Origin of the sequence: Moraxella nasibovis, assembly GCF_029581575.1 — a bacterium.
Classification (GTDB): Bacteria; Pseudomonadota; Gammaproteobacteria; order Pseudomonadales; family Moraxellaceae; genus Moraxella; species Moraxella nasibovis.
Genome location: NZ_CP089975.1, coordinates 1821368 through 1832560, shown reverse-complemented (window position 1 = coordinate 1832560; position 11193 = coordinate 1821368). Strand labels below are relative to the sequence as shown.

At 39.5% G+C, this 11193-nt stretch carries 10 protein-coding genes; 1 reads left to right on the top strand and 9 read right to left on the bottom strand.

Annotation, left to right across the window (positions count from 1 at the left end; genetic code table 11):
• Positions 1-10: 10 nt before the first annotated feature.
• The 9 genes from LU290_RS10650 to LU290_RS08665 all read right to left on the bottom strand — a co-directional run bounded on the left by LU290_RS10650 (position 11) and on the right by LU290_RS08665 (position 10593).
• Positions 11-400: a hypothetical protein gene (locus LU290_RS10650; protein ID WP_306417085.1), complete on the bottom strand. Its 390-nt coding sequence runs from the start codon at positions 398-400 to the stop codon at positions 11-13.
• Entirely contained in the window at positions 394-1968 is a 1575-nt protein-coding gene (locus LU290_RS08700; RefSeq protein WP_306417084.1) for a site-specific DNA-methyltransferase, read from the bottom strand. The genes LU290_RS10650 and LU290_RS08700 overlap by 7 nt, the downstream gene beginning before the upstream one ends.
• A complete protein-coding gene (locus LU290_RS08695; RefSeq protein ID WP_277808204.1) occupies positions 1965-3896 on the bottom strand; it encodes an RNA/DNA-binding domain-containing protein in 1932 nt (643 codons plus the stop codon). The genes LU290_RS08700 and LU290_RS08695 overlap by 4 nt, the downstream gene beginning before the upstream one ends.
• The gene (locus LU290_RS08690) at positions 3893-4168 is read right to left on the bottom strand and encodes a DUF4391 domain-containing protein (protein ID WP_277808203.1); all 276 of its coding nucleotides are present in this window, start codon (positions 4166-4168) and stop codon (positions 3893-3895) included. Before LU290_RS08690 ends, LU290_RS08695 begins: the two co-directional genes overlap by 4 nt.
• A 180-nt stretch (positions 4169-4348) precedes the next feature.
• Positions 4349-5203 carry a helix-turn-helix transcriptional regulator gene (locus LU290_RS08685; RefSeq protein WP_277808202.1) on the bottom strand — a complete coding sequence of 285 codons (855 nt, stop codon included), beginning with the start codon at positions 5201-5203 and terminating at the stop codon, positions 4349-4351.
• Between the two features lie 147 nt (positions 5204-5350).
• Entirely contained in the window at positions 5351-5986 is a 636-nt protein-coding gene (locus LU290_RS08680; RefSeq protein WP_277808201.1) for a hypothetical protein, read from the bottom strand.
• Positions 5986-7275 carry an AAA family ATPase gene (locus LU290_RS08675; RefSeq protein WP_277808200.1) on the bottom strand — a complete coding sequence of 430 codons (1290 nt, stop codon included), beginning with the start codon at positions 7273-7275 and terminating at the stop codon, positions 5986-5988. The genes LU290_RS08680 and LU290_RS08675 overlap by 1 nt, the downstream gene beginning before the upstream one ends.
• 183 nt (positions 7276-7458) lie before the next feature.
• On the bottom strand, positions 7459-9675 hold the full coding sequence (gene katG, locus LU290_RS08670) for a catalase/peroxidase HPI (RefSeq protein ID WP_277808199.1): 2217 nt from the start codon (positions 9673-9675) through the stop codon (positions 7459-7461).
• A gap of 261 nt (positions 9676-9936) precedes the next feature.
• Entirely contained in the window at positions 9937-10593 is a 657-nt protein-coding gene (locus tag LU290_RS08665; protein ID WP_441942474.1) for an epoxyqueuosine reductase QueH, read from the bottom strand.
• A 213-nt stretch (positions 10594-10806) separates the two neighbouring features.
• Here LU290_RS08665 and iscX point away from each other — a divergent pair, with 213 nt between their 5' ends.
• Positions 10807-11007 (top strand): Fe-S cluster assembly protein IscX, encoded by a 201-nt coding sequence (gene iscX, locus LU290_RS08660; RefSeq protein ID WP_277808197.1) that lies wholly within the window; start codon positions 10807-10809, stop codon positions 11005-11007.
• Positions 11008-11193 lie beyond the last annotated feature (186 nt).

Here is an 11193-nt window from a genome sequence, read left to right as displayed (position 1 = left end):
ACTCACTCCCTTAAATAAAACGAACATCGGTATGTGGGCTTAATTGTTTAAACCGCTCAATGATATTGGTTTTGTCCGAGTCGCTGGCAATCGCCTGTTCGCTGGTAACAAACTTGATAGGGGCAAGGCGAGCAATGTCATCAATCATCTGTGCGTCAATATAATCAAGGCTTGCCACCAAGCTATTGCCCCCAACTTGATACACTGTCCGCCCCTGTATCTTGACGCACGCTATCGGCAAAGACAACGGCACACCTGTATCTAGCATAAATTGAAACAACAAATCTTCATCACTTCTGTCCGTCTTGACCGTATCCACCAAGTCATCAAGCAAATCTTGGCGATAGTCATCTGGACGATAATAAATGTCCGCCATATTGCTGGTGTCAATCTTTAACACACGAAAGCCGACATCAAGTGGCGGGGGGGGGTGGCTGTTTTGTTACTTTCCGCTTGGATTTTTGCCCCTGCACGGCGAATGCGTTCTTTGGAAATCTCGGCAATCGTGGTTGGTAGGTTGTTTTTGGTGCAAAAGTCATAGGCTTCTTTTAATTTATCTTTATTTATATTTTCGTTTATTTGCACTAAAATGAATTTTATATTGCCAATTTTATCTGTCTCACTATTTAATTCAATAACAGCATTTGCGGTGGTAGCCGAACCACCAAAGAAGTCCAGTACTATTTCTCCGTCTTTCACATTTGCCATTTTAATGAGTAATTTAATCAAATCAACTGGCTTTGGATAATCAAAAACTTTTTTATTGTCAAATAATGATTTAATCAATCTTGCTCCACTACTTGAACTAACATCGTCAATCCAAGTAATGAATAATTTTTCATTACTACTTTCATCTTCATATAATTTCTCGTAAGCAGTCCAAACCCCTTGCTCATCTTTTATAAATTCTACCACATTATTATTTAATGCTTCCTGCATAGTTTTTTCACCCCAACGCCAACAGCTTTCTCGCCCATCGCCAAATAAGGGATATAAATCGTAACCATCAGGTGCTTTGATTGGGTAAAATAGATTTGGTCTATCTTCTCTTCTGCTATTTTCTCCCCATTTTCTTAATAATTGTGTCTTGTATTTTCTATTAGTTTCTTTTTCAATTTTATTAAATCCAGATAGCTCTTTTTTATCTTTTCCTGCATTAAAATTATTTATTTCACGAGTATAAACCAAAATATATTCGTGAACAATTGCATAGTGTGTACTATCTTGACGACCGCCAGACCCTTTTCTTGGTATGCTTGTTATAAAATTAGAAATACCAAAAATCTCATCACATATTTTCTTTAAATTGGCTTGTTCCGCATCATTGATAGAAATAAAAATCACGCCATCATCACTTAATAAATTTCTTGCAAGTTTTAGCCGACTGTACATCATCGACAGCCAGTCTGAATGAAAGCGACCGTTGCTCTCAAGATTGGCGATTAGGCGGTTGCCATTGTCGTCCACTTGTCCTGAACGGGCAAAAAAGCTCTCGGTATCTTCGCTAAAATCATCATTATAAATAAAGTCATTGCCCGTATTATAAGGCGGGTCTATATAAATCATCTTGACCGCCCCAAGATAGCTTTCTTGGAGCAGTTTTAGGGCTTCTAGGTTGTCGCCTTCAATAAACAGATTGCCAGTATTGTCAAAATCCACGCTTTCATCACGGTAGGGGCGTAGGGTTTTGGCAATCGGGCTGTTGGCGGTGAGAATGGCTTCACGCTTGCCCACCCAGTCTAGGCGGTAGCGTTCTTGACTGCCGTCTATCAGATGATGGCTGAGTTCTTGTTTGAGTAGGTCAAAATCTATGGCTGTTTCAAGGATAATATTGCCGTCTTTGTCTTTTAAAGGATTGCCTTGTTCGTCTGTTTTGGGCTTTTCGGTGATACAGTTGGGAAATAGCGTGGCAATCTTGGCAATGTTGTCGTCCACAAGGTTGGGGCTGTGCATTTTTAGGGTGGTCATTGGGGGCGTTCCTTTTGGGTGGATTTGTAGGCTTGGTTTTCGTGGGTGGGCTGGTTGGGATAAGCAAGTATTAGCTTGCCATTTTTTACCATTGGCAATAAATAATCCGCTCGCAAAAACTGCTGGTTTCTGTCAAGCAGTTGGGCTAAAACTTTGCTTGTCAGGTAGTGATTTAAGCATAGCTCTATGATTAGGGCTTGCATAAGCTCTGGCTTTAAGCGTTTTTTGTCTTTGGCGGGCTTTGTAATCTCAATAAATTTTTGTTGTAGCTCGGTCGGTAGTATGGATAAATCGGTGATTACCTGTGGAGCTGACTCTTCATTACCTGCCAAGCTAGGCTTGTTACCTGCCAAGCTAGGCTCGTTACCTGTTGAGCTAATCTCCGTACTTAGGCCGTTAATCCCAGTGCTGGGGTTGTTGGCTATTAAGCTAGGGTGCAAGGTATAAGACATTGTATTGCCTTTACCGTGTTTGATAAGCTGACCTTTGGCACAGAATTTCTTTAAAATACTGCTTGCTTTTAGGGTTTCTAGTCCAATGTTGATTTGAATGTCTTTATTGGTGATTTGCCCCATTTTTTTGACCAAAATGAGAACTTCGGCTTCTTTGTCTGTCAAAGCCCCAAAGCGTTCAAGCCACGCCATATCATCTTCATCAATGAGTTTTTGTAAGCGTAGTACGATTTCGCATTCATTGTACTCACGCACACTTTTAAACACAATGGGGCTAAGTCCTGCATTTTTTAAGCCACGATTCATAATGGTAATGCCACTGCCTTTGGTTTCAGCAAAGGTTAAATCATACAGCACTTGGGCGATAATGGGGTTTCTAAGCTCTGAGCCTTTTTGTCCTTCAACGATTTGCTCCACGGGTTTGAGTGAATAGCCTGCATTGGTAAATTCTATGCGGTCGCTAAATCGGTTGATTTGTGAAGGGCGGTTGGTGGCATAATCACGGTGCATTAGCATATTAACCACCGCTTCACGCACAACCGCTTGGGGTAATATGGGCGTATCGGCACGGCTTAGAGAATTGGGCGGTAGATAAAAATGCTTGGGCAAATCATCAATGATGGTAGCTTCTAGCTTGGGTATCATTGTGATAATCGCTTCACGCAAATCATTGGTGTGCAAAAAACGCTGTTGGCTGTCTTCAGCCCAAACCGTGCCTGCGTGGCGAATATAATCCACCCTTGCCATTGGCATTAACCGCCTTAATGCCATATCACGACCAAATAACAAAAGCCCTGCCACATTGGGATAAATATTGCCATCTTTTTTGACAGCAACATCTAAGGCTAATAATAGCTCTTCATCATCAAAATCAAGCTCGGTAGCGTTTGGTTTGACTTGCTTTCTAAGTTTGCGATAGCGTTCAAGGTGCTTGGGGTCAATGTCATCAAAACTCACGCCATCTAGCACCATCTGCTCGTGGGAAAACCCAGCTGACGCCACAAGCAAAGGCTTTAACTCATCAAAGGTGGCTTCATAATCATTATTTATCCCACGAAGCCACACCCCTGTTTTGGTAAAGTTTTTGCCATTTTTGCCTTTGGCGATAAAGCTACAAGGTTTGTTTGTGTTGGGCAATTCGTCCACTTTGACTGCAATCACGGTTTTTTGGTCAATTTTGGCAATGCCCATATCAATGGGAATGCTTTGATTAAATTGACTGCGACAATTTGTTTGGATTTGATTGAGCAGTTTATCGCTGTCTGATACGCCTGATACCCAAAATTCATCGTGCTTTTCATCGGGCTCAGACACACCCAGCAACAAATATCCGCCTGCGGTATTGGCAAAAGCACAGATGGTCTGCATCACAGAATCGCCTATGGTTTGGCTTGCCTTTTTTGCTTCTAGGGTGTTGGTTTCGCCAAATCTGTTTAAGGCGTCATACAAATCAAAAATTTCATTTGCTAAAATCATAGCGTTCTCGTTAGGTTGTCCAGTGCTTGCCTTAATTTTTGCAGCACCAAATTCATCTTTACTTGTTTGTTAAACTGCTTTTCTTTATAAATTTTATGTTGCAAAGTTTGAATTTCTTTGGTGAGTTGGGCGATTTTTTGGGCGTGCTGTATTTTATCATCAATCGTCCAATTTGTCTTTGGGTCGCTTGACGACAGCTGCTTACCAGACAGTCCAGACGTACTTATCAATAATTGCTCAATCATCCATTCATACAAGGCGGACAAAGTCAAAACCATTGGCGAATTAGTTCATCTCTTAATGCAGAAAACGCATAAAAAGTAAGATGACCCAATTTTTAGACGGGCATTTTTACCATTTTTCAATTGTTTTTTTAAATCATCACCAAAGATTTGGTTAATGTTGTCTATCAGTTTCATTGTCAATTCCTTATCAAATTAAAGTTAATTTAATTAATCATTTTCATCTTGAAATGCTTTATTAAATAAATGCGTTGGTACATCAATTAAGACAATTTGATGACTGGATATAAAAGTATCCATACCAATTCCAAAATTTCTCATCTTTAACCACACATTATCATTCCCATAATTTAAATGTATAAAATCTTCAAAGCAATTCGTATCAATATAATATTGATATATTTTTGATAGAGTATAAACCTTACTATCACTAACATCTTCTTCTGCTAGGTTGGGATATTCATTTAAAACTTCTTTAACATTTTCAATAAAAGTTGGAGAATAATTTTCTAAGTCAAGAATGCCTTCTATGAGATAATCTGACAAAGCAGGGTAGATTTCAGCAGGTAAGCCTTGATAACTGTCCCACCCCAATTCCCAATCATTTTCTGGACAATCGGCATTGTCATCAAGAATATGAATGTGCAGTAAGTGTTTTTTATTAAAAAATAAAGTACGGTTATTCAATGTTTCTATATGAATAAAATTAGAAAAAGTATTGTCTAAATTGTTAATAACCTGATTGGCAGTTCTTAAAGTAATGGGGTACCAAATGGATTTTTCTTGATTGGGAATGCCAAGCCCAATATGCCCCCAAAAGCAGTTATCACTTCCACCAAAAAACCGATAAATATTACGAGTAATATTTTTAGCATTAGCATTTTCTTTTACCAGCTCATCAACACTGGTATCGTATAATAATGCCAAATCTCGCAAATGAGCAATGCTTGGTTCAGATTTGCCATTTTCCCATTTGGCAACGGTTTGCTGGGTAACTTCTAGGCGTTCAGCAATGTCTTTTTGGGTCAGTTTGTGGTGCTGTCTTAGTTCTTTTAAAATTTTCATAATACAACCTTTTGTTGTTAATACAACTTATAATTGTATTTTAATGGGTTTGGCACAAAAAGGCAAGAGAGTAAGTAATAAAAAACAACACACTCTCAATGGAAAGTGTGTTTTTAATGCAATGCAGTTTTGGCTAATAAGATTTTTTTAGGTAAGTGCAGAGTTTTGAAATTGTGATAAAAATTCATCTATTTCTTCTTGAATTAAAAGAGCATTAATCTCCACATTAATACCAAATTTAGCTAACCCAAGTAATAGCCTTTTTGTATTTTGAAGTTTGCCATCTTTTTTTCTCTGGTAATTAGCTATTTCTTTGTCAGAAATAAGGCTTCCTTCTGATTTTTTAATATTGTTCTGCATAGTGCCAAAAACTGGGTTTTCTTTACAACTTCTTTTTGTATTAATCATATTCTTTTCAGGATTGCACACAATAGTATATTGGATTTGTATGTCATTTATTATACCATTATTTTGAGATAAAATTCCAAAAATGGATAAGCCATCATAAAATTTCTTTTGGCAATTTTTAATATCTACATTACTTAAGTCTTGATTTTTAAATTCGATAAAATGCAATATGCCATCATTTAATTCCAATGCATCAGGAGAGCAAAAGGTACTTCCTACTTCTTTTGCCAATGCATCAAAATCAATCATACTTATCTCTGATTGTATAAAATACTTAGGGTTGTTTTCGTCACTAAAATCAAGACATAAGTCTTTTACTATCTTTTTCTGTGTTTGCGGTCTTGAATAAATATCATAAAAACTTTTTGCTGGCATTAGTACATTCCTTCTAATGCATAAGCAAATCTTTTCACAATACCGCCCATCACATTATCTGTTTCATCTGAAAAATAACTTCCGCTTTCATCTTTTTCAGCCAAATAAAAACTTCTTTTAATAGTATCTTTATTTTTGGAAAAGTGATGTAAGGCAGAAACCATATAAGGGCTATGCGTAACCACCAATACTTTAATGCCATACTCCGCCAACATACAGATAATTTCTGCATATTTGTTTTGCCATTCTGGGTGCAAGTTGATTTCAGGTTCATCTAAAATCAAAATATCATTTGGATTTAGAATACTATTTTTAATCAAAATATCAATAATACCCAAAGATTTAATGCCAGAAGCAATATCCATTGACGGAATATTTTTCCCATTTCTATTTAAATAAAAATCATTATTTCCATTATCATAGACAAAATCCCCCTGAATGGCTTCATAAATCATTTCATGAATATTGCTAAATGCCTCATTGCTAAAAATACTATCAGAATTAAATAGTTTTCTTGTTAAGTCTTTAGTGTGTAGGGGAACGGTTTCTCGAAATCGTCTACCATTCTGTTCAGGTAATTTAACACCAGCACTCATAATTAATTTAAAAAATTGAACGACAGCTGGTGTTTCAATATAAGTAATTTCTCCAAAATAAAAATTTTCCAAATTGGATAATTCATTTTTGATTTTGGATTTTTTATTAAACTCAATCATTAATCCATTAATATCATTATCCATCAAATGAACTTTGGATTCATCTGTAATTAAAGTTTGAAATTCAGAGAAAAAAGCACGCTCCAAAGCAATTTTTTGCTTTTTATTGGAATTAATTTCTTGATTTAAAAAAAATTCAATATCTTTAATATAGTGTAATAGTCTTTCGTAAGTTTCCAATATGATAATTTTATCATCATATAATTGCTTTAATAATTCAATAAATGGCAAAAAATCGTTATATTGTAGTTTTCCTGAGCGGACTTGCTTTGCCAAGAAAAGACTACTGATGGGGATATGTCTATGAATTATCCCTATCTGTTCATCATCTAATTGACTTAAGTCAATTTCTTGCTCAATCACTCTATGAATTTGTCTAAATCTAGTTGCAAGTTCGTAGGATATTTCTGATTGAAAGTCTTCTTCATAACCAATAATCCCTTTTATCAAAGCAAACAAAGTCTTCCCAATAGTGCTTTTGCCTGTGTCATTTTCCCCACAAATGACTGTCAAGCCATCAATGCTAATATCAGCCTCTTTAACCACACCAATATTTTGAATGCTAAGCTTCATAAATTTACCTTAAACATTATTTCAAATTCATTATTTAAGTTCAATATTCTAAACTTTTTGGGTAAGATGTCAAATTTTTTAATATTCTATTTAAAATTCAATTAGGTAACAAAAAAACAACACGCCCCATTTGGAGCGTGTTGTTTTAACCAATTAACTTACAAAATTACTTTTGTAGGTCGCTTATTTTTGTAAATCATAACGGTCAGCGTTCATTACTTTTACCCAAGCCTTAGCAAAGTCTTTGGCAAACTTCTCGCCAGCGTCATCTTGTGAATAAAGCTCAGCATAGGCACGCAGGATTGAGTTAGAACCAAATACCAAGTCCACACGAGTCGCAGTAAACTTAGTTTCGCCAGACTTACGGTCAACGATGTTGTAGCTGTTGCGACCTGTTGGCTCCCACTTGTTGCCCATATCCACTAGGTTACGGAAGAAGTCAGTGCTTAGTACGCCAACACGGTCAGTGAACACACCGTGCTTGCTGCCGCCGTGGTTGGCGCCCAGTACACGCAAGCCGCCAACAAGTACAGTCATTTCTACTGCGGTCAAGCCCATGAGCTGTGCACGGTCAAGTAGCAACTCTTCTGGGGTTGGCTCGTAGTGAGCTTCTTGGAAGTTACGGAAGCCATCGTGGATTGGTTTTAGGTACTCAAAGCTTTCTACATCGGTCATTTCTTGCAATGCATCGCCACGACCAGCAGCAAATGGTACTTCCACATTAAAGCCTGCATCTTTGATTGCTTTTTCAACGGCAGCAGTACCACCAAGTACGATAAGGTCAGCGATTGAAACATTGGTTTCGCTAGATAGTTTTTCATAAACTGCTAGAACTTTGCTCAGACGCTCTGCCTCGTTACCAATCCAGTCTTTTTGTGGGGCTAGACGGATACGGGCACCGTTGGCACCGCCACGATAGTCAGAACCACGATAGGTACGGGCTGAATCCCAAGCAGTTGCGACCAATTCACTAACAGTCAAACCAGAAGCCAAGATTTTTTCTTTAAGGCTGGCAACTTCTGCATCAGTTGGTACATATTTTGGTGCAGGGATTGGGTCTTGCCAAATTAGGTCTTCTTGTGGCAACAATGGACCTAACCAGCGAGAACGAGGTCCCAAATCACGGTGAGTCAATTTAAACCACGCACGAGCAAAGGCATCGTCAAACGCTTGTGGGTCATTCAAGAACTTCTCAGAAATCGCACGATATTCTGGGTCTTTGATAAGTGCCATATCGCCATCGTTCATCGTGATTTTGCGTTTGATGGTTGGGTCGTTTTGGTCAACGGGCATATCCTCGATGTCCATCTCGCTTGGCTCCCATTGCTGAGCACCAGCTGGTGAACGAACGATTTGGAATTTGTCTTCGTATTTGAACAACAATTTGAAGAATTCATTGTCCCAACGGTCAGGGTTGGTAGTCCACGCACCTTCAATACCAGAAGTGATTTTGGCAACTGAACCTGCGTCAGTTTTCCAGCCCAAGCCTTGCTCGGCTAGGTCAGCGGCTTCTGGCTCAGCGCCCACTTTTGAGGCATCGCCATTACCGTGTTGTTTACCGATGGTATGACCACCAGCAACTAGGGCAACGGTTTCTTCAACGGTTACACCCATACGAGCGAAAGTGATTTTCATATCACGAGCGGTTTTGATTGGGTCAGGGTTGCCGTCCACGCCTTCTGGGTTGATGTAGATTAGGCCCATCATTACAGATGACAGTGGGTTTTCTAGTTCACGGTCGCCAGACCAACGGTTGCCTTGTGAACCAGTTTTGGCAAGCCATTCGGTCTCGCTGCCCCAGTAAGTGTCTTTTTCTGGGTGCCAGATGTCTTCACGACCAAAGGCAAAACCGTAAGTTTTTAGACCAGCGGCCTCGTAGCCCATAGTGCCCGCTAGGATGATTAGGTCAGCCCAAGAGATTTTGTTGCCGTATTTTTGTTTGATTGGTTGTAATAGACGGCGGGCTTTGTCAAGGTTGGCGTTATCAGGCCAAGAGTTCAATGGAGCAAAACGAATGTTGCCCGTGTTTGAGCCACCACGACCGTCCATCGCACGGTATGAACCTGCTGAGTGCCACGCCAAACGACCCATCAAACCACCGTAGTAGCCGTGGTCAGCAGGCCACCATTCTTGGCTGGTGCGTAGAACTTGTTCGATGTCTTTTTTTAAGGCATCAACATCAAGTTTGGCAACTTCGGCGGCATAGTCAAAGTCTTCGCCCATTGGGTTTACTTTGCTGTCGTGTTGGTGCAAAATGTCAAGGTTTAGGGCTTTTGGCCACCAAGCCATCACACTTTGCTTGTCTAGGGTGTTGCTGCCGTGAAATGGACAGCCGCCTTGTCTGGTCGCACTGTCGGGCTTTGTGCTGTCGTTCAATTCATCAAGGACGATGTCGCTCATAAGATTTCCTTTTTTGGAAGGGTTTGGGATTGGGCGAATGCTTGAATGAGGGGTGTCGTAACACCGAGATTAAAAGCTCATCAATACATTCACCATGGATGATTGAGGCTATTATAAGTCGTTTTTTAATTTAGTAAAATATAATGATTTTAACTTTTTGTTTTGTTTTTTAAATTTATAAAAGTGGTAAAAATCCTTAATTAAATTTGAGAAATAAAAAAGACCACCAGTGCTTTGGTGGTCTTGGCTGGAAGTTAATTCTTACTCATCCTCATCGCCATAATATTTCACGCCAATCTTGATCGGCTCTCGCCCCTGACTGCGGCGATAATTGTTGGTGTCTCGCAGTGAATAAGCACAGCCACAGTATTCTTGCTGATAGAAATTTTCTCGCTTGCTGATTTCAATCATGCGACTGCTGCCACCGCCTTTACGCCAGTTAAAATCCCAATAATCAAGACCTTCATAAGGGGCAACGGCACGATGTCCGCAGTCGTTGATTTGCGCCATGTTTTTCCAGCGGCTGATCCCAAGCGAGCTTGTCATCACAGGAAAGCCATGCTCATGGGCGTATAGGGCGGTGCGTTCAAATCGCATGTCAAAACACATGGTGCATCTGCGGCCTCGTTCGGGGTCTTGCTCCATGCCTTTGGCACGCTCGAACCAATTATCCATGTCATAGTCAGCATCAATGAACGGAATGCCGTGCTTTTCGGCAAAAGCGATGTTCTCGTTTTTGCGGATTTCGTATTCTTTTTTCGGGTGAATGTTGGGATTATAAAAATAAATGGTAAATTCAATGCCACTCGCCAGCATCGCCTCCATCACCTCGCCCGAACACGGCGCACAGCACGAATGCAGCAGCACCTTCTTATGACCGTTTGGTGGGGTTAAAATCTCACGGTCAATGGGGGTCAAATGCGGATTGGATGGGTCGGCTTTGGCGATTTGTGGTTTGCCTTTCTTTTGAGGCTGATTTTGGGTTTGGTTTTGGGGAATGTGGGTTTGTACGGTCATGATGTTAAAATAAATGATGAATTAAAATGCCGACCATTATAGCATTGATTGCAAAATTTTGCTAAAATTTGCCAAACTTACTTTTTACATTTTTTTTACATTTAAAGGTTTGATATGAAATTAACTTGGCACGACACGCTTGACATCGCCATTGAGCTTGCTGAAAAACACCCTGATGTCGATGTGCAGTACATTCGCTTTACCGATTTGCACCGCTATGTTTGCGAGCTTGACGGGTTTAGTGACGACCCAAATAAGTCCAACGAGGCGATTTTGGAGGCCATTCAGATGGCGTGGCTTGATGAGCTTGATTGAGAATTTGTAAATCAAATAGGCGGGGCAAGCAATCTGGCTTGATTGGCGATTGCGTATTAATGCCATCTTATGATATCCAAGACAGCTTTGTGCTGTCTTTTTTTTTGTTTTTATAAATCTGCCTTGAATGATAACTACATTTTATCAATTATGATGATAAAATGTTTGTTTTTGTTGCTAAATTGT

Coding starts and splice junctions, on each gene's coding strand:
- LU290_RS08695 (WP_277808204.1), bottom strand. CDS start 3,896: ATGATTTTAGCAAATGAAATTTTTGATTTGTATGACGCCTTAAACAGA.
- LU290_RS08700 (WP_306417084.1), bottom strand. CDS start 1,968: ATGACCACCCTAAAAATGCACAGCCCCAACCTTGTGGACGACAACATT.
- LU290_RS08675 (WP_277808200.1), bottom strand. CDS start 7,275: ATGAAGCTTAGCATTCAAAATATTGGTGTGGTTAAAGAGGCTGATATT.
- iscX (WP_277808197.1), top strand. CDS start 10,807: ATGAAATTAACTTGGCACGACACGCTTGACATCGCCATTGAGCTTGCT.
- LU290_RS08685 (WP_277808202.1), bottom strand. CDS start 5,203: ATGAAAATTTTAAAAGAACTAAGACAGCACCACAAACTGACCCAAAAA.
- LU290_RS08680 (WP_277808201.1), bottom strand. CDS start 5,986: ATGCCAGCAAAAAGTTTTTATGATATTTATTCAAGACCGCAAACACAG.
- katG (WP_277808199.1), bottom strand. CDS start 9,675: ATGAGCGACATCGTCCTTGATGAATTGAACGACAGCACAAAGCCCGAC.